Origin of the sequence: [Bacillus] enclensis (assembly GCF_001456935.1) — a bacterium.
In the GTDB taxonomy this organism is placed as follows: Bacteria; Bacillota; Bacilli; order Bacillales; family Bacillaceae_B; genus Rossellomorea; species Rossellomorea enclensis.
In genome coordinates, this window is record NZ_KQ758483.1 from 174,782 (window position 1) to 194,047 (window position 19,266).

General features: G+C 44.2%; 18 protein-coding genes. 7 read left to right on the plus strand and 11 right to left on the minus strand.

Annotated elements, in window-relative coordinates; genetic code table 11:
- Positions 1-8 precede the first annotated feature (8 nt).
- The 6 genes from AS034_RS08590 to AS034_RS08615 all read right to left on the minus strand — a co-directional run bounded on the left by AS034_RS08590 (position 9) and on the right by AS034_RS08615 (position 2,053).
- Entirely contained in the window at positions 9-227 is a 219-nt protein-coding gene (locus AS034_RS08590; protein ID WP_032089211.1) for a spore germination protein, read from the minus strand.
- Positions 228-306: 79 nt separating this feature from the next.
- Positions 307-759, minus strand: coding sequence for a spore germination protein GerPE (locus AS034_RS08595; protein ID WP_052011658.1), 453 nt, complete (start codon positions 757-759; stop codon positions 307-309).
- Between the two features lie 7 nt (positions 760-766).
- Positions 767-946: a hypothetical protein gene (locus AS034_RS08600; RefSeq protein WP_032089210.1), complete on the minus strand. Its 180-nt coding sequence runs from the start codon at positions 944-946 to the stop codon at positions 767-769.
- The gene (gene gerPC, locus AS034_RS08605) at positions 927-1,550 is read right to left on the minus strand and encodes a spore germination protein GerPC (protein ID WP_058298222.1); all 624 of its coding nucleotides are present in this window, start codon (positions 1,548-1,550) and stop codon (positions 927-929) included. Before gerPC ends, AS034_RS08600 begins: the two co-directional genes overlap by 20 nt.
- Before the next feature lie 27 nt (positions 1,551-1,577).
- Positions 1,578-1,820, minus strand: a complete 243-nt coding sequence (locus AS034_RS08610) for a spore germination protein GerPB (RefSeq protein ID WP_032089208.1) — start codon at positions 1,818-1,820, stop codon at positions 1,578-1,580.
- Positions 1,821-1,831: 11 nt separating this feature from the next.
- On the minus strand, positions 1,832-2,053 hold the full coding sequence (locus AS034_RS08615; RefSeq protein ID WP_032089207.1) for a spore germination protein: 222 nt from the start codon (positions 2,051-2,053) through the stop codon (positions 1,832-1,834).
- A gap of 130 nt (positions 2,054-2,183) precedes the next feature.
- Here AS034_RS08615 and AS034_RS08620 point away from each other — a divergent pair, with 130 nt between their 5' ends.
- The 4 genes from AS034_RS08620 to AS034_RS08635 all read left to right on the plus strand — a co-directional run bounded on the left by AS034_RS08620 (position 2,184) and on the right by AS034_RS08635 (position 7,840).
- Positions 2,184-3,368, plus strand: a complete 1,185-nt coding sequence (locus AS034_RS08620) for a DUF418 domain-containing protein (protein WP_058298223.1) — start codon at positions 2,184-2,186, stop codon at positions 3,366-3,368.
- Positions 3,369-3,408: 40 nt separating this feature from the next.
- The gene (locus AS034_RS08625) at positions 3,409-4,302 is read left to right on the plus strand and encodes a fumarylacetoacetate hydrolase family protein (protein ID WP_032089205.1); all 894 of its coding nucleotides are present in this window, start codon (positions 3,409-3,411) and stop codon (positions 4,300-4,302) included.
- Between the two features lie 78 nt (positions 4,303-4,380).
- Positions 4,381-4,734, plus strand: coding sequence for a YisL family protein (locus tag AS034_RS08630; RefSeq protein ID WP_058298224.1), 354 nt, complete (start codon positions 4,381-4,383; stop codon positions 4,732-4,734).
- A gap of 190 nt (positions 4,735-4,924) precedes the next feature.
- Positions 4,925-7,840 carry a bifunctional diguanylate cyclase/phosphodiesterase gene (locus AS034_RS08635; RefSeq protein ID WP_058298225.1) on the plus strand — a complete coding sequence of 972 codons (2,916 nt, stop codon included), beginning with the start codon at positions 4,925-4,927 and terminating at the stop codon, positions 7,838-7,840.
- A 67-nt stretch (positions 7,841-7,907) separates the two neighbouring features.
- On the opposite strand, the gene AS034_RS08640 is transcribed toward AS034_RS08635, so the two are convergent.
- Entirely contained in the window at positions 7,908-8,471 is a 564-nt protein-coding gene (locus tag AS034_RS08640; RefSeq protein WP_058298226.1) for a DUF2777 family protein, read from the minus strand.
- Between the two features lie 148 nt (positions 8,472-8,619).
- Here AS034_RS08640 and asnB point away from each other — a divergent pair, with 148 nt between their 5' ends.
- The gene (asnB, locus tag AS034_RS08645) at positions 8,620-10,476 is read left to right on the plus strand and encodes an asparagine synthase (glutamine-hydrolyzing) (protein WP_058298720.1); all 1,857 of its coding nucleotides are present in this window, start codon (positions 8,620-8,622) and stop codon (positions 10,474-10,476) included.
- 68 nt (positions 10,477-10,544) lie between these two features.
- Here asnB and AS034_RS08650 read toward each other — a convergent pair whose 3' ends face one another.
- The 4 genes from AS034_RS08650 to AS034_RS08665 form a co-directional block, all read right to left on the minus strand.
- Positions 10,545-11,927, minus strand: coding sequence for an ammonium transporter (locus AS034_RS08650; RefSeq protein ID WP_141687696.1), 1,383 nt, complete (start codon positions 11,925-11,927; stop codon positions 10,545-10,547).
- A gap of 58 nt (positions 11,928-11,985) precedes the next feature.
- Positions 11,986-12,327: a P-II family nitrogen regulator gene (locus tag AS034_RS08655; RefSeq protein ID WP_032089200.1), complete on the minus strand. Its 342-nt coding sequence runs from the start codon at positions 12,325-12,327 to the stop codon at positions 11,986-11,988.
- Between the two features lie 697 nt (positions 12,328-13,024).
- Positions 13,025-14,404, minus strand: a complete 1,380-nt coding sequence (locus AS034_RS08660) for an MATE family efflux transporter (protein WP_058298227.1) — start codon at positions 14,402-14,404, stop codon at positions 13,025-13,027.
- Between the two features lie 91 nt (positions 14,405-14,495).
- Complete coding sequence (locus tag AS034_RS08665) at positions 14,496-16,259, minus strand: alpha-glycosidase (protein WP_058298228.1); 1,764 nt, start codon at positions 16,257-16,259, stop codon at positions 14,496-14,498.
- Between the two features lie 287 nt (positions 16,260-16,546).
- On the opposite strand from AS034_RS08665, the gene AS034_RS08670 reads away from it, so the two are divergent.
- Positions 16,547-17,827 carry an extracellular solute-binding protein gene (locus tag AS034_RS08670; RefSeq protein WP_058298229.1) on the plus strand — a complete coding sequence of 427 codons (1,281 nt, stop codon included), beginning with the start codon at positions 16,547-16,549 and terminating at the stop codon, positions 17,825-17,827.
- 152 nt (positions 17,828-17,979) lie between these two features.
- Positions 17,980-19,266, plus strand: coding sequence for a carbohydrate ABC transporter permease (locus tag AS034_RS08675; RefSeq protein WP_058298230.1), 1,287 nt, complete (start codon positions 17,980-17,982; stop codon positions 19,264-19,266).

A 19,266-nucleotide genomic window follows, 5' to 3' on the forward strand; every position in this document is an offset into this window, starting at 1 on the left:
TTTGCTCCTTAGTTATTTCCTGTTATAGGCTGATCTACGACATTGCAATCAAATGTATTCGTGATACTGAAGACATTATAGCTCAATTGGAATGGACCTGTGTTGAAACCGCCTGAACCGCCAAACGTTTTTGAGGCAGACTTCGGTGAAATGATGGCAGTATCCCCAAATTGAACATTTCCGCCGCCGACGCTCAGAATGGAAACCGGACCAATTATCGCAGGCATAATAAAACATCCTTCTTTAGTAGTCTACACTTTTAATCTATGTGATAAAGTTGAGAGCGTTCATTCATCTTCATTCCCGTTAATACTCAATGAATTCGACCGGTTCTCCTTCTGACGCAGCTTGAGCTTTTTCCTCCTCGATCATCGCTAACTCTTCTTCACTGTATTCCGCCTCACCTTCAAGCTGGCGCACGTGTTTTACCCTTGAGTCCATATAGACATTGCATGTGTTTCCGATGTGTACGACCGAAGAAAAAGCGGTTGCCAGTACGTGCATGCAGTTTACTTTAATGGGCGATAGATTCAATCTGCTCACAGAGATCCTTGGATTTATCGGCGGAAGTTCAACGAGCTGGTTAAATACCTCTGCATCAAACCGTCCTTCACTGCCGAGGAAAAACTCTCTTTCACGCTGCACGGCGAATGCTTTTGTCGTTGAAAAAATGGATTGAGAATCGCCCAGCTGATAGACGGAAGAGAAGGAAAGTGTCTCTCCTCTCAGTTCATTCACCATTGAATATCTTTTGAACATAGACCCGTCAACCTTTCGGAGTGAGTGGAACGAATGGGCCGATTAATAATGACTCTGGGGGAGTATCGAAAGCTGATGCAAGCTGGATGATATCAGCATCCCCGATCAGTACGAGGGAGGCACTGGCAACCCCTTGAATATCGATGTTCCCGACTGATAATTCCCGGTTAATCACTTGTAGGTTCATGATTGTTCATCCCTTCCATATTATCAGGCATTTGAGACATGAATGAAAAGAGGGCGGACTGAATATCCTGCTTGATCTTGGAGAGGATCTTCCCGGTCCACTCTTCATCCGTGTGCTTTCCTTCGATAAAAGGAATATTATTCACATAGAAATCGATCCGCTGCGGCATTTGATTCATGAGATCCTGCTGTATCATGTTGAGATATGAGGGATCGATCGACCGCTGCAGCTGCACTTCATTATCGGAAATAAGTGAGGGGAGATCGTTTTTGATGTATGAAGTCACTTCATCCGTTATCTTATCCTTGTATGGTGTTATCTCCTTTACCGCCTTTTTCTTCCCATTTGGAGCCACGGCGAAGTCCTCGATTTCTTCACTCATCCCCCCGGGGTTCAAGCCGATATTGAGCGTTCCGTCCAATGATTCAACTTTTAATTGATCGAACTTGTATTCTATTTTTTCTACATTTATTTTGGGAGTGTCTTTGACAGTGGTAAGTTCTTCTGTGAGTTTATTGACCTTTTGTTCCAGCGCGACAACTTTCTTATTCAATTGTTCGATATATTGATAGAGCTGTTCCGGGGTCATGTAATATTGTTTCATGCTTCCACCTCTTTCTTTCGCCGCTGGCTAAGCTGTGCCGGGGGTCTGCAAAGGAACGAGTGGAGAGGCGGAAGGCCCCCCGGCTTCTGCTGCTCCTGCCTCTCCACTTTTTTTAGCTGCAGGTGCGGGCTCGGTAAACCCGCCGGTATTATATAGGTAACTCTTTGAATTGATCTGTCCGCAAGCACCGATTTGAAGTACGGAGGAATTTGTCATTCCCCCTATTTTGATGAATCGGATCTGGATGGTTTGCTGAAGGTAGTAATTCATTTGAATCACCCTCACAGGTTAAAGTTAATGCCTTGGTCCATGACTTCATCATCCACCGTATAGGTCAATGAACTTTCGTTATATACCGAAATCCCCCTGCCTGTAACGAAGGAACCGGCTCCGGCAAAGGTTTTTGCAGTTGAAATCGGATTGATTGTAAACACATCCCCAATATGGAACACACCGCTTGATCCGACGCTGACAACTTGAGCTATTCCGACGATTGCGGGCATTGGCACTCACACCTTTAAGACTAGGATAATTATTGTTATTCTATGTGAAAGGAGGAAAATGAGTGATAATCGCCTAAATCGCCGTTCTCATGTACAATGGAATAGTACTAATTGCTGGAGGAAAAAATGAATGAACACATTATCGCCGATTGAACGATCAGAACGTATTGTCAGCCTGGATGTCATAAGGGGAGTTTCCCTTTTGGGCATATTCATCATCAACATGATCTCTTTTCATTCCCCGTTTCTTTATATGGACCCTTACGTGTGGTGGAAGACACCGGATGATGCAGCATTATACCCATGGATCGATGTGTTGGTACAGGCAAGCTTCTATCCTTTGTTTGCCATGCTGTTCGGTTATGGTCTTTCCATTCAACAGGAACGGGCCAGTCAAAAAGGAATGTCTTTTTATTCATTTGGAGTGAGGAGACTTATAGTTTTACTGCTCATTGGTTCCATCCACGCTTTTTTGATTTGGTCGGGAGACATTTTAATCAACTATGCCGTTTTCGGGCTGCTGCTATTATTATTTATGAGAATGACAGGAAAGAGCCTTTTGATGCTCGGGAGCTTACTGCTGCTGATACCTCAATTGTTTTTTAGTATTCTTTTAGTTTTGATGACATATTCTGATCCTGCAGGGGTTGCTCACTATACGAATATCACTGCAGTGCAGGATTCAGTCGCAGCCTACGCTTCAGGCAGCTTCACTGATATTATGAAACAGCGATTCAGTGATTGGTATGCGGTGAACTCACCAGGAAACCTTCTTTTCCTGACACTTTCCATACTGCCGGTCATGATGATCGGTGCAGGTGCCGGAAAATTGAAGCTGCTTGAGAAAGCTGCGGAATTCAAAAGAAGCTGGCTGCTGCTCGGTTCCGGCCTGCTTATCGCCAGTATCGGAATAAAGCTGCTTCCTATATTAATAGAAGCGAATACTGCCTATTCCTACATACAGGATTATTTAGGAGGTCCTTTCTTATCAGTATCTTATGCAATAATCCTGGCTTTATTATTAGAGAATGAAAATGTGAAAAAATGGAGCAGGCCCCTTGCATCTGCCGGCAGGATGTCCCTGTCCAATTATCTTATGCAATCAATCATAGGAACATTGATTTTCTATTCATACGGTTTGGGTCTATATGGGGAAGTGACATTGACGACAGGAACCCTTTTAGCCGCCGGGATCTTCGTCATCCAGATGCTTCTTTCTGAAATCTGGCTGTCAAGATTCAGGTTTGGACCTGCAGAAAAGCTGTGGAGGGTCCTTAGCTATGGAAGAGGTTCTGTGAAAAAGTCGGAAGGTTAAATTACTATTTTACTATTGAAGAAAAGGGGACGGGAAGCGGATGAAGATAACCAGTTTTGAAGTGAATGGAAGATCCACGTACGGTGTTGTGGAAGGAGAAGTCGTTATCGATCTAATAGGTTTGGCAGCGGACCTGGATAAGGAGTTCCCTTCAAGTGTACAAAAGCTCATCGAAGACGGGGAAGGGGCTCTTCACAAAGTGGAAGAGCTTTTAGAACGATGCCGGGAGGGAAACGATTTCGCAGAATACCAGTACTCAGTGGATGAAGTCAACTGGCTGGCCCCGATACCGCATGTGAAAAGGAATATCATGTGCGTGGGCAAGAACTACCGGGAGCACGCCATTGAAATGGGTAGTGAACAAGACATCCCAAAAAATATCATGATCTTCACCAAAGCCACAAATACCGTGACAGGACACAACCAAAGCATACCCCTCCATGAAAATGTAACGGAAGAGCTTGATTATGAAGGTGAGCTTGCCGTCGTAATCGGTAAAAGAGGAAGGGCGATCTCATCTGATGAAGCGATGGATCATATTTTTGGCTACACCATCCTCAATGACCTTACAGCAAGGGATCTCCAGAAGAAACACGGTCAGTTCTTCATAGGCAAAAGCTTGGATTCAAGCTGTCCGATCGGTCCGTATATCGTGACAAAAGAAGAAATAGATGACCCGCATCAGCTGGAAATCCGGACGAGTGTCAATGGTGAGGTACGTCAGTCTTCAAGCACGGAACTCATGATATTTTCCATCCCCGAAATCATCTCCATCCTATCAAAAGGGATGACCCTGGAACCGGGCGATATCATTGCAACGGGTACTCCTGCCGGGGTTGGGAAAGGCTTTAAACCGCCCCGTTTCCTGAAAGCGGGGGACACTGTCGACATCGAAGTCCGCGGAATCGGAATTTTGACAAATCGGTTACAGTGAGTGGTTACATTTTCTGTTACCGCAGTGCTTGTGGTAATATATGATGAGCATTAATATTTTTGCATTGGGAGGTTCACTATGTTTGATAACACACATGCACATATCACGACGTGGGTGATTGCGATCATCCTTTTCTTTGTAGCGGTATGGCTTCATAATGCCGGCAAAGCGAAAGGCATGAAAGTGGTTCACATGATCCTGCGTTTGTTCTATCTTCTCATCATCCTGACAGGTGCTTTGCTGTTCTGGAAACATCAGGGCATCAATCCTGCCTTATACGGGATCAAGGCGCTGGTAGGTGTCTGGGTGATCGGTATGTTTGAAATGATCCTTGTACGGATGAACAAAGGGAAAAGCACAAAAACGTTCTGGATCCTGTTCGTTATTTCCCTCATCATCGTCTTCATCCTCGGATACAGCCTGCCGCTTTAATAGGTCCATGAGAAAAAGTCTGCTTACGCAGGCTTTTTTTATTGGATCAAAGAATATTCGCCAACTTGCGGAAAACGTAGTCTTCAACAGAAATCAAAAGCGTATCCATTGAAGTGAAAAAATAAATATCCAAAACTGTCGAATTGTGGTATTTTTGTAGTATCATGTCTTTTCAGAGTGGGTGTAGAATATGATTACTTCCTTTCAATGCATATATAAAGACGAAAACTCATTAAAGAAATTCATTAAAGAAAATGATTTGGATTTGTTTCCTTCTCTCCTCGTTCAAGCCTTCACAGGTCATTCCTCCATTGACTTCATCACTTCTCTTCAAAAAGAAGTGGCTGCTTCATTACCCCGGGCAACGCTGATCGGCTGCAGTTCAAATGGTCAAATATTCGAAGGCAGGGTGCTGTCTGAGGTAATACTTACATTTACGGCATTCGAGAAGACGGAGCTGAATTCTTTTCTCGTGGATGGCGGACATCAAGGGAAAATGGATGGCGAACAGTTATACGATGAACTGATTCGTTATGATACGAAAGCAGTGATCCTTCTCGTCAGTCATCTCAAAATGGACATACCCGGAATCCTGCAGGGGGTATCCCCGCGCAATGATGAATTCAAAATTGTCGGGGGAGTCTGCGCGGATGATCCCGCAAACAGGCCGTCAATAGTATTTACAGGTGACGAAATATCACAGAGCGGTCTGGCAGCCGTTTCGTTGAATCATTCAGATCTGCATGTTCACTCATATGCCCTTGAACATTGGCAGGAGGTTGGGCCTTCCTTTGAAATAACGAAATCTGAAGGGAATGTCATTTATAAAATAAATGATAAAAAACCACTTCATGTGCTCGAGAGGTATTTGGGAAAGTCGTTCGTAAAGGAACTGCCGGACTCTTCGATCGAATTTCCTTTTCTGTATCAACACGGAAATGAAAAAACTGCTGTCTATGTCATAAATATTTTGCCGCAGGGAGCTATAGAGGTCAGCAGGGAAATGGATGAAGGAGACAGGGTCAACTTCGGATTTGTGAATGTTCAGGAACTGCTGGAGTCCACTGCGAAGCAGTTGAATAAATTGAAGCGTAGTCCGGTCGAGACCCATTATGTGTTCAATTGCATAGCGCGTAAAAGGTATATTCGGGATTTCACTACGCAGGAACTTGCCAAGTTGAATGAAATTTCAGCGGTCACCGGCTTTTTTTCTTATGGTGAGTTTGGATATGATTCATCCAATAAGCCTAAGCTGATTGCACATTCGATGACCTATCTTGGTATATCAGAAGAGGTGAGGGAACCGCTTCAGGACTTCAAACCGGAATTTCATCTGGCCCCTGAGGCTAATGCGATGATGACATTGACAAATTTGATCAATACTGCATCAAGTGACATCAGGGAGCTCACACAAAATATAGAGGTATCAGAAGAATATTACCGTTCTCTTTTCGATAATAATACAGATTTTGTATACAGCACCGACTTGAAGGGGCGGTTCACTTCTCTCAATCCTTCATTTATCAAAACGTTCGGTTACAGTGAAAGTGAGCTCATCGGCAGGAATGCATTGAATTATATAATGCATGTAGACCGGCAGAGGGTAAGAAGACATTTCTATCGCGCAATGGACGGCAGGGAACAGTATTATGATCTTCCCATATCAACCAAGGATGGCAGAATCAATCACTTTCAAATAAAAAATATTCCAATCACCGTAAACGGTCAATGTGTAGGCATATTTGGGATAGGCAAAGACGTCACCCAGCAGCGGCAGTCGGAAAAGAAAATCACCCAGCTGGCATACTTTGATGGGGATACTGATCTGCCGAACAAACAGAAGTTCCGTGAAATCATCGATGAACATATCCAGCGGGCGAAAAAGAAAAAAAGGGAGCTGGCAGTGCTGTTCATGGACATCGACAGATTTAAGATCATCAATGATACACTGGGGCACAGGGCAGGCGACCTCGTAATTAAAGAACTTGCCGGGCGTCTCGGGGGTGCCCTTCCAAAAGGTGCGTACCTCGGACGATTCAGCGGGGATAAATTCACTGTACTTCTATCAAAAAATGTGAATGAGGAAAGCATCTCTTCGTTAACGGACGCTATCTTAAAGACCATTAAAGAACCTTTCTCCTATAACGGCAAGGATTTTTATATGACTGTAAGCATCGGTGTAGGAATCTTCCCGAGAGACGGAGACAAGTCATCAGAAGTATTGCGAAATGCGGATGCAGCGTTGAATCATGCAAAATCGCGAGGTGGGAATAATACAGTATACTTCTCTAGGGATATGAATGAAGAAACGCTGAGAAAAGTGGAAATGGAAGCACAGTTGCGCAAGGCTATTGCAAAAAATGATTTGTATATTGCTTATCAGCCTATCATTGACGTACCGAATGAGACACTGATTGGATGTGAAGCACTTCTCCGGTGGGAGCATGAAGAAATGGGGTCAGTCTCCCCGGCCGAATTCATCCCGCTTGCTGAAGAGGCAGGGTTGATACAGGAACTTGGAAAGTGGGTACTGACGGGAGCCTGTGAGCAGCTGAAAACATGGATGGACACAAGACTGGGGAAATTCTACGTATCGGTGAATGTATCGGCAATCCAATTTCAGCATCCTGCTTTCGTGAGCGATGTAAAGGAAGCGTTAAAAGTTTCAGGACTGCCTCCTGAGTACCTGTGCCTGGAACTGACAGAAACCATCATGCTTCACGATGAATCTTATTCAGTTGAAGTCATGAGGGAACTCTCACAGTTGGGCATAAAACTTGCGATTGATGATTTCGGTACCGGCTATTCATCGTTGAGCTATTTGAAACATTTACCGATTGATATTTTAAAAATTGACAGGTCATTCGTGCGCAATATGAGTGACCATTCCCCGGATGTCGCAATCGTTCAGTCCGTTTCGATGATGGGAAGGGGACTGAACTTGAAAGTGGTGGCTGAAGGGGTGGAAACTACCCAGCAGCTTAAACTGCTAAAGGGATTAGGGTGTGATTATGCTCAAGGGTTCTTAATTGAAAAACCGATGCCTCCCTGCAAAATGGGCGAATTTTTAATGAAGCAGGATTTGGCTGCCGTGCAGGGGAGCTAGCATGGACAAAATAAAAAAATCGTGTTTGCCGCTGTTTGCCGGTGAACACGATTTTTTTACCTTTGCATCATAAATTGAAATTTTCAATTACGATCCGTTTTCCGGTGCTGAGGGTGAATTCAAAGCGGTCCCGCTTCTTTTTGAAATAAGAAAAATGATGCTGGACCGCACATACTTCATCGCCATTGTCAAAATTGATGAAGTTAACACCCTGCTTCATTTTCTGACCACTCAGGAAAACAAGATGATTGTGACAGAATATACAATCATAAAGAGAATAATTTAAGTTGTTTAAGGTAGTGATGAATTGAAGAAAAGCATCGTCAGAAATATCTTCGATTAAATTTTCCAAAGAAAAGAGAATGTTCTTCTTAATCTGGATCCTGTCCCCGTCCAGCATCCTGATGCGTTCATATGGAGTAGCGAGTATGCCGTTTTCCAAAAGCACACCGGTGATCCATGCGTCCTCCCTTAAAAGCCTTATTTCGTGATTGATATAAAATTCAAGCTCGGATTCTTCCTCTGCATCTATTTCAAAGAAAAACCATGTATCTTCATCAACTAGGACGGTTCCTTCTGAAAATGCCCTCTTTTGGGATTTTAGGATGTTTGAACGATATATATTACTCAAATGAATATCCCTCCTTAACTACATTTCTTATCATAATTATCATATTTCATTCATGTGAAGATTGAGTGAGGCAATTAACCATTTATCCTGAAATGCATAAGATAATCTATGTGTCAGAGAGCCCAGTTTGTTTGACCAGAAAGTGAGGATGATCATCATGTGCGGTATTACAGGTTGGATTCATTATAAACGAAATCTTACAAACCAGGAAAATATAGTCGGAAAAATGGCAGAAAAGCTGTCTAAGAGGGGCCCGGATGAGACGAATACCTGGGTCAGTCCACATGCAGTATTTGGTCATAAACGGCTGATCGTGGTGGATCCCGAAGGCGGGAGGCAGCCGATGAGCATTACTCATCAGGGCCATATGTATACGATCTGCTACAACGGCGAGTTATATAATACTGAAGATCTGCGAGCAGTGTTAAGGGGAAAAGGATATACATTCAACGGCCACTCAGATACAGAAGTCTTATTGATTTCCTATATAGAATGGCGTGAAGAATGTGTCAATCATTTAAACGGAATTTTTGCCTTTTCCGTCTGGGACAGTCAAAAGGAACATGTCTTCATCGGAAGGGACCGTATGGGTGTAAAACCGTTATTTTATTCCGAGAAAGACGGTGGTTTTTTATTCGGCTCTGAAATCAAAGCATTGCTTGCCCATCCAGATGTGAAACCGGAAGTTACACACGGGGGCCTCTCGGAAGTCCTTGGCCTCGGTCCGTCCCGCACTCCGGGTGAAGGGGTCTTTAAGGGAGTCAAGGAGCTCCGGCCGGCCCATGCCATGACCTTCTCGAAAGACGGTCTGAAAATCTGGAGGTACTGGAATGTGAAGAGCGAGAAGCACGCGGATTCGTTTGCAGATACGGTGTCCAATGTGCGCTTCTTGTTGTCTGATGCGATAAAACGGCAGCTGGTATCAGACGTTCCACTTTGTTCCTTCCTGTCAGGAGGGGTGGACTCGAGTGCCATTACGGCAATAGCGGCCAATACCTACCGCGATGAAGGGAAGGGCAGGCTTCATACCTATTCGATCGATTACGAAGAAAATGATCAATATTTCACGAAGAGTGACTTTCAGCCTAATTCTGATGCTCCTTGGATCGAGAAAATGTCTTCAGAATTCAATACGATCCACCACAGATGTGTGATCAGCCAGCAGGAACTGAAGGATTACTTGATAGAGGCCGTACATGTCAGGGATCTTCCGGGAATGGCGGATGTGGATTCTTCACTTTTATGGTTCTGTAAAGAAATAAAGGAGGAGTTTACCGTCGGGCTCTCTGGGGAGTGTGCCGATGAGATATTCGGGGGATATCCTTGGTTTCACCGTGAAGATGATTTCAACAGAAGGGGTTTTCCGTGGATGCGTTCTGTCGATGAAAGGCAGGGATTACTGAAGGATGACTGGAAGAAAAAGTTGAACCTTCAGGAATACGTGTTGACGCAATATGATAAGACAGTGGCGGAAACACCTTTATTGGACGGAGAAAATGAAATCGAAACGAAGAGAAGACAGTTATTCTACCTGAATCTGATCTGGTTCATGACGACGCTCTTAGATCGTAAAGACCGTATGAGCATGGGAGCGAGCCTTGAGGTCAGGGTTCCTTTTGCCGATCATAGATTGGTAGAGTATGTATGGAATATCCCTTGGGAAATGAAGATGCATGAGAACAGGGAAAAAGGTATCCTGAGAAAGGCTCTGGAAGGTATTTTGCCAAATGAAGTGCTTTATCGTAAGAAGAGCCCTTATCCAAAGACGCACCATCCTGTCTATACGAAATTGGTGAGTGACTGGCTGGAAGAAATTCTGGCAGACAGATCGAGTGTCCTGTACGAACTTTTCAACGAGCAAAAGCTGAAAGAAATCGTGAAAACAGGCGGCTCTGCTTTCAAGGTCCCCTGGTACGGCCAATTGATGACCGGGCCGCAGTTACTGGCACACCTTGGGCAGATACATGTGTGGTTTAAGGATTATAATATACAGATAGTGGAGTAGAAAAGGTTTCAATGATTCAATGAAAAGACCCGTCCGTGTACACGGACGGGTCTTTATATGAAGAGGCATCAAACCGTATTGCGATGATCCACGTTATTCATGCTGCTGCTGCCAATCGAATTTAACCGGTCCACAAGTTCTGTTCCGAACGGGGAAGGGGCTGAATTCGATTCAAGTACAGTATCTTTCAATTCATAAGCATTCGATCCATGTTCGGTGAAATCAAGACCTGATAACTCTTCTTCCCTGGAGACGCGGATGCTTGAAATTCTGGTGACGGCGAACAGGAAGCCTCCAACGGTGACGGATGTCCACAGAATGACAGCTCCCACTCCAATCATTTGTACCCCAAGCAGGGAGGCGCCGCCGCCGTAGAATAATCCATTCTGGATATCGAATAATCCAACAGCCGCTGTTCCCCAAATTCCGCAGATACCATGTACAGCGATTGCTCCCACCGGGTCATCGATTTTGAACTTCGAATCAAGGATGGTGACAGATTCTACAAGAATGATGCCTGCAATAAGACCGATGATAAGTGACCCTGTCAATGAGACGTTCGCGCACCCCGCGGTGATCCCGACTAAACCGCCCAAGGCTCCGTTCAGAGTAAGCGAGGGATCCACTCTTTTAAACCTGGCCAACGTGTAAAGGGCCGATGAAAGGATGGCTGCTGATGCAGAAAATAATGTAGTGGTGATGACGTGAGGGACAAGTTCCGGGTCTGCTGCCAGGCTGCTCCCGCCGTTAAAGCCGAACCAGCCGAACCATAGGATGAAAACGCCCAGTGCTCCCAGCGGGATATTATGCCCTGGGATGGCATTCGCTTTTCCTTTTGAATATTTGCCTATGCGGGCACCGAGGAACAATACCGTGATCAATGCTCCTACAGCTCCTGTTAAATGAACGACAGTGGATCCGGCAAAATCGACAAATCCCAATTCCGAAATCCATCCTCCGCCCCAGACCCAGTGACCGACAATAGGATAAATCAGTCCTGTCATGACAATGGTAAGCAGGATATAACTTTTTAATTTCATGCGTTCGGCGACTGCACCTGAGATGATCGTTGCACAAGTGGCGGCAAATACGGATTGGAACAAGAAGAAACCGATATCTTCACGGCCGGAGAGGAAAAAACCATCCATACCGGCAAATCCGCCTGCACTTGAACCGAACATCAAGCCAAACCCTATGAAGAAATAGAGAACGGAGGCAATCGAAACCGTCAGGAAATTCTTCATTAAGATATTCAGTGCATTTTTGGCACGGGTAAATCCGGTTTCAACCATTGCGAATCCCGCATGCATGAAGAAAACAAGAAACGCGGCAATCATGACCCACATTGAGTCCAAAGATGCTTGAACGGTATCGGCTGTGGGGGAAGCGGCCATTGCGGAAGTACTAATTCCAAGTGACAGAAGAAGCAATACAGTAATTTTTTTAATCAATGTTATCCCTCCGATTAATAATGAATGATTAATAGAATTGAGCAAATGTAAAGAAATGTTATAAAACGGCTTGTTTTCCGCGTTCTCCAGTACGGATCCTTACCACCTCTTCTACAGGGTAAATAAAGATCTTTCCGTCCCCGACAGTTTCGGTACTGCACTGTTCTACAATCAGGTCGATGATTCCTTCAACCTGATCATCGTCGACGACCATTTCAACTTTTACGCGAGGGACCAGGTTGATTTCGAACTTATTGCCGCGGAAGATCCCCTGCTTCCCTTTTTGCTTGCCGCATCCTGCTGCTTCTGAAACGGTAAGGCCGCTGAATCCCCGCAGACTCAATGCTTCACGTAATGAAATGAATGCTTCTGCCCTGATGATCGCTTCCACTTTTTTCATGGAATTTCCTCCTTAAAGATTACTTATTAATTTGATGTTAGATTTTATAACATCAATTAGTTATGTTATTTATCATATTCAGAAAATAACAAAATATCAAGTACTAATTTTAAGTGAAAACGCTTTTATGTTAAAAAACCTTACATTTATTTTATTGAAGTGAAAAAGATACTTGCAAAACTATAAAACTACCGTCTAAAGATGAACAATTTAGAGACGATTCTAAATAACGCTAATGATTTCCGTGCAAGACTTCGCTTTCCGGGGGCGATTGGTGAGCCTCCTTCGTATTCTCGCGGCAGATCCTGTCCAGCTCCGGCGGCTAGCCCCTTGAGGTCATAAGCTAAACGGACCAAAAAGGCAAAAAACGCCTTTCCGGCCCATTCATCTTATGCTTGTCGGGGCTGAGCAAGCCGCCTCCGCTTTTCTATTGTCCAGCTTTAGGGCTTAGAGGCACATGAATTAAGTCAACACGTCCAAGAAGGCAAAGAACGCCTTCGTGGACGATTCGTCTTATGCCTCACGTCCAAGCTCTTCCGCATTTCTGATTGGAGTCTTCGTCTTGCAATCCAATCAATCCCTGGAAAGTTCAAACATCTACTTATCCTATAAAACTAAAAACCCGAATTAACTTGCCGTTTTAAAGGCGAATTAATTCGGGTTTTACTTAGGATCAAAGACTTTTGTCCCAATCTCGTCACGATTCATGTGCAAATTTGTTTTCGTCGATTTCTTTCTTCCCGGTTACAAAACCTTTCTTTATCCAGACTTTAGAACGCCAGCGTTTCAGCATGATCAATCCCCGCAGCCACTCATCTGCTATGAAGGAGATCCAAATGCCGATAAGCCCCAGGCCAAACCAGATTCCTAGAATATAAGATAGGGTGACACTGACACCCCACATGGACAGAATTCCCATGTAGACAGGGAAGCTGACATCGCCGGCTGCCCTGAGGGAGTTGATGACTACCAGGTTGAAGCTTCTGCCTGGTTCAAGGAAGATGGTTAAATAGATAAGTATTTTCCCGAGCGAAATGATCTGTTCATTGTCAGTGAAAATCCTTAACAGCGGATCTGCGAAGATCGAAAAGAGCCCTGCCATAATGAGAGAAATGATAATGGCAATCTTTAAGCTTTTCAGGCATCTTTCGTATGCATTTTCATATTCCCCTGCACCTATCAAGTGTCCGATCAGGATTTGGGTGCCTTGACTGATTGCCACGCTGAACAAGAAGATGAACATCATAAGGTTCTGTGCGTACACTTTCGTTGTCAGCGCATGTGTGCCGATGCTTGCAATGAAGTAGGTAATGACCATTTGTGAACCATTATAGGATAAATGCTCTCCGGCTGAAGGAATACCGATTCGAAGAAGGTTCTTCACATGCGCAACCGGAAGCTTGAACAGCCTTTTTACTTGCAGAGCGCCGGGGATTCTCTTCATGATTACGACAATACAAACGGTAAGTCCGATCATCCTGGAAGTGATGGTCGAAATGGCCACGCCTTCAACCCCTAATACAGGAATTCCGAAAGGACCGAAAATGAACAGGTAATTACCGATGACGTTAATGATATTCATTCCAATCGTGATATACATGGCATCCTTCGTGAACCCGTAACTCCTCATGACGGCTCCTGCAGTCATGATCAAAGCCTGGATGAAAGCAAAGCCTCCAACAATCTTCAAATAGGAGGAAGCCTCGTCCATCAAGGATCGAGGCAGATCCATGGAAGCGAGAATGGGCTCCGTGAAGAAAACGAGAGAAATACTTAATATCAAACCGAAAATAAGATTCACCGCAAGGGAGACAATTGAAATTTCTCCTGCTGATGTTTCTTCTTTTGCACCTAAGTGCTGCGCCACAAGAATCGCAGTACCTGTGGCGACAAAGCCGAACATTACAATGATAAGGGATAGGATTTGGTTTGAAACTCCGACTGCTGCCACTGAATTATCCGAGTATTGGCTGAGCATCAGTGTATCGGCATTACCCATTAGCATGTGAAGGAAGATTTCAAAGAAGATCGGCCATGTGAGGGCAAACAAGGTCATCTTCTTCTGTGTTTTGTTCATGATCATTACTCCTTGTTATGAAAAGTTCTGAAAAAGAGAGAAGGGGACCAACTCAGTCCAATGAGTCAGTCCCGCTGTATGCAAGGAATCATTATGAAAGCTGAAGGATGGCAAATCCATACTCTTCAAGTTCAACTTCGATGTTTTCTGCTTCCGCAGCAAATTCTTCCCCTGTCCATAGATTCAATATTTTTTTTCCTTTCAAATCAAAAGGAAGGGAGTATGAGGACGGTTCCTCTTTGCAGTTCATCAGGATGAAGAGCGTATCTTCCCCGTTGGATTTAGTGAAAGCGATAAACCCATCATTCAAGTCGGAAGGCAAGAAAGAGAGGTTTCCTTCGTTGGCAAGTAAAGGATGGCTGCGTCTGAGTGAAATATGTTTTTTAACATGGTGGAATAGTTCTTCGTTATGAGCATCCTGTTCCCACGGGAAACATTTTCTGCATCCGGGGTCCTGCTCGCCAGTCATGCCGATTTCATCTCCGTAGTATATACATGGTGTCCCTGGAAAAGAAAGCATAAAGCTGAAAATCTGTTTCAGCTTGCGGATATCTTCCCCGCATTCAGTCAGGATCCTTGGTGTGTCATGACTTCCCACAAGATTGAAGTTCACTTCAGTGACAGTCTTGGGGTACATGTGGATCACGCTGGTTAAATTTTCAATGAATCGGGCAGGCGTTATCGATTGTTTCGCGAACAGGTTGATCATATTGGTGGTGAACGGATAATTCATGACGGCATCGAACTGATCCCCGCGCAGCCAGGGCATAGAATCATGCCATATTTCCCCAAGGATGTACAAATCGGGTTTTACTGCCTTCACTTCTTTCCTGAAGTCCCTCCAGAACTGGTGATCTACTTCGTTTGCGACATCAAGACGCCAGCCGTCAATATCGAATTCCTTCACCCAGTAGCGTCCGACTTCTAATAAATATGACCTTACATCTTTATTTTCTGTGTTCAATTTGGGCATGGAAGCTTCAAATGCAAAAGTATCATAATTAGGGGGAGTGCTTTTCGTATCCAATGGAAATTCCTTTGTGTGAAACCAATTACTGTATGGTGAATCTGCACCTTTTTCAAGGACGTCCTGGAATTGAGGGAAGTAAAATCCGCTGTGATTGAACACGGCATCCAGCATGACCTTCATTCCGTTTTCGTGGCATTTGGCAATCAGTTCCTTTAACGTTTCTTTTGTCCCGAATTGCGGGTCGATTTCGAAATAGTCGATGGTATCGTATTTATGATTTGAAAATGCTTTGAAAATCGGTGTGAAATATATTCCTGATATCCCCAGTTCCTTTAGGTAGGGGATATTCTCGATGACACCTTCTAAATCGCCGCCGAAGAAGTTTGACCTTGAGGGCTCTGCGCTTCCCCATTCAAGTGTTCCTGAAGGGTCATTCTCCCTGTTACCGTTGGCGAATCTCTCAGGGAAAATCTGATACCATACTGTATCTTTCACCCAGTCAGGAGCTTTGAAAACATCGATTGGATTTAAAAAGGGAAAACAGAAGTAATCACCGATATCCAATGATGGATCTTGTGAAAATCCTTTTTCCCCATAGAAGATCTCCTCATTTTCATCATTCAGCATGAAGCCGTAACGGAGGCGCCTGAATGGGGGAGTCAAGGAAGCGAACCAGTAATCGAATAGTTGATCGGTACCTGTCAGGGTCATGTCCTTCTTTTCATAGATCCATTCTCCACTTTCCCAATGATATGGATCTCCATGAAGAAGTGAAGCGGTTTTGATATCATTTTTCTTGGTTCTGATCCTTATGTGAATTTCACTTTCAGTGCAAGCGTATGCATAGTTATCTTTTGGGCGATGATAAATCGCTTCAAGAATCATATGTATCCCCCTTCAGCCGTTTTTATTTCAAGAGTAGTCTACTGGAGTGCTGTTGTCAATAATACAATCCATGGCTGTGGAAGCGTTTTTTATTTTTCTATTAAACTTAAAAATATTAAAAAACTATTGCTAAATGATATTTAATTTGTATAATAGGAAATAGGTTGTGCAATCGCTTTCACAAATATGTGTAAGCGGTATCTTATGTCACTTTTTATACGTATGTGTGCAAACGGTTGTACAATCATGGGATTTTCATTATTTACTTATATTTAGGAGGGGTCAAGATGAAGAAAGCATTATCATTATTAATGGTAGTTATGCTTGTACTGGGGGCGTTGGCTGCTTGTGGTCCTAACCGTGAAGAACAATCTTCAGGTAATAAAGACAGCGAGAAAAAAGCCGATGATGCAAACAAGCCTGAAAAGCTTGTCATCTGGGAAGATGAAAAGAAAGCCGGATGGCTGGATGAAGTTGGTGCCAAGTTCACTGAAGAGACAGGCATCGAGCTTGAAGTGAAAGAAGTAGAAATGGCTTCTAAGATGAAAGAACAATTACGCCTCGATGGTCCGGCAGGTACTGGTCCTGACGTATTGACTCTGCCGCATGACCAGATCGGTGAACTTGCACTTGCAGGTCACATCGCACCTTTAGAGGTCGACGGTGAAATCAAAGACCGTTTTACTGAATCTTCAATGACAGCCGAGAGCTATGATGGAAAACTATATGGTCTGCCAAAGTCTTCTGAAACTCCTGTATTCATCTACAACAAAGAGTTGATGAAGGAAGCACCGAAAACAATGGATGAAGTATATTCATTCTCAAAAGATTTCACTAAAGACGGGAACTACGGTTTCTTGGCACTTTGGGATAACTACTACTTCGCTCATGCGCCTATCGGCGGATTCGGCGGATATGTTTTTGCTGAGAAAGATGGAGCATTAGATCCGAAAGACCTTGGATTGAATAATGAAGGTGCTGTCAATGGTGCTGAATTTATTCAAAAATGGTACTCTGAAGGACTATTCCCTAAAGGTATCGTCGGTGAAAACGGCGGTTCTGCGATGGACGGATTATTCAATGAAGGAAAAGTTGCATCAGTCATGAACGGACCTTGGTCTTTCCAAGGGTATAAAGATGCCGGAATCGATATCGGTGTATCTGCTATGCCTAAACTTCCAAACGGAGACCCGATGAAAACATTCATGGGTGTTAAAGGCTGGCATGTATCAGGCTACTCTGAAAATAAAGAATGGGCTCAAAAGTTCATCGAGTTCATCACTCAGGATGAGTACGCGAAGCTTCGTTTTGAACAAACTCAAGAAGTACCAACGAACCAAGGATTGATCGATGATCCTGCAATTGCAGAAAATGAAGGTGCAAAAGCAGTTGCCGAACAGTCTCAATATGCGGTTCCGATGCCTAATATCCCGGAAATGGGAGAAGTATGGGATCCGATGGCGAAATCCCTCCAAACGCTTGTAACAGGCAAACAAGGTCCTAAAGAAGCTCTTGATGCCGCAGTCAAGCAAATCGAGCAAAACATCGAAACGAATCATTCAAATTAATGAAATCATAGCGGTACCTTCTCAAAAAGGAGAGGGTACTGCTATCCTTTTAATGGCCCATTCAAGGGCTTTAGGAGGGAGAAAAACGTTTCTGCTTCCTAAAGCTCTTGAAGCTTAAGTAAAGATCTTGAAGATAGAAGGGGGACTATAGGATGGAGCAACAATCCTATCAATCTAAACATAGAAAAACAGCGCTGGCCCTGTCCATCATCCCAGGACTCGGTCAGTTATATCATAAGCAATATGCCAAAGGCGGATTTTTCCTGGTCATGACAGCCGCTTTTATCCTGGTGTTCAGGGATTTGATTGGTTACGGCCTGTGGGGGATCACTACCCTCGGCACAGACGTATCGTACGGTGATCACTCTATCTTCTTAATGGTGTACGGTATTCTCGCAATCATTGTATTTTTATTCGGCATCGGCTTCTATCTATTTAATTTGCGCGATGCATATGTAAATGGTGATAAGCGTGACAGGGGCGAACAGCTCAGCACGATCAGGGAACAATACAGGAACCTGATAGATAATGGTTTTCCTTATCTGATCATGTCCCCTGGATTCCTGCTTCTTGTATTCGTGGTCATCTTCCCGATTATCTTCGTGGTACTGCTGGCGTTTACCAACTATGATCTGTATCATTCACCGCCGGCAAAACTTGTAGACTGGGTCGGGATCCAGAACTTTGTGGATATCTTCAAGATTGATATTTGGCGAGAAACATTCTTTACTGTCCTGGCCTGGACGCTTGTCTGGACATTCGGCGCAACGACCTTGCAGGTCGCGCTCGGAATTTTCCTTGCCATCCTTGTGAACCAGAAGGATTTAAAAGGAAAAGCGATCATCCGTACAGTTTTCATTTTACCGTGGGCGATTCCGGCATTCGTTTCCATCCTTGTTTTCGCAGGAATGTTCAATGAATCATTCGGCACAATCAACAGGGACATCCTCGCGTTCCTGGGGATTGGGGACCTGCCCTGGATGACAGAGCCGATGTACACTAGGCTCGCTCTGATATTCATCCAGACATGGCTTGGTTTCCCGTTCATCTTTGCGATGACGACAGGGGTGCTTCAATCGATCCCGGATGAATTATATGAAGCGGCGACCGTGGATGGTGCTTCCGTCATGCAGAAATTCAAGAACATCACACTGCCGCTTGTCTTATTTGCAACGGCACCGATCATCATCACCCAATATACATTCAACTTTAATAACTTTAACGTTATCTACTTGTTCAACGGCGGCGGACCGGCGTTGACGGGACAAAATGCCGGAGGGACGGATATCCTGATTTCATGGATATACAGACTGACGATGACGTCCGCTCAATATTCGAAGGCAGCCGCCATTACATTGCTTCTGTCTATCATCGTCATCACTGCAGCGATCTGGCAGTTTAAACGCACGAAATCATTCCAAGAAGAGGATATGATGTAA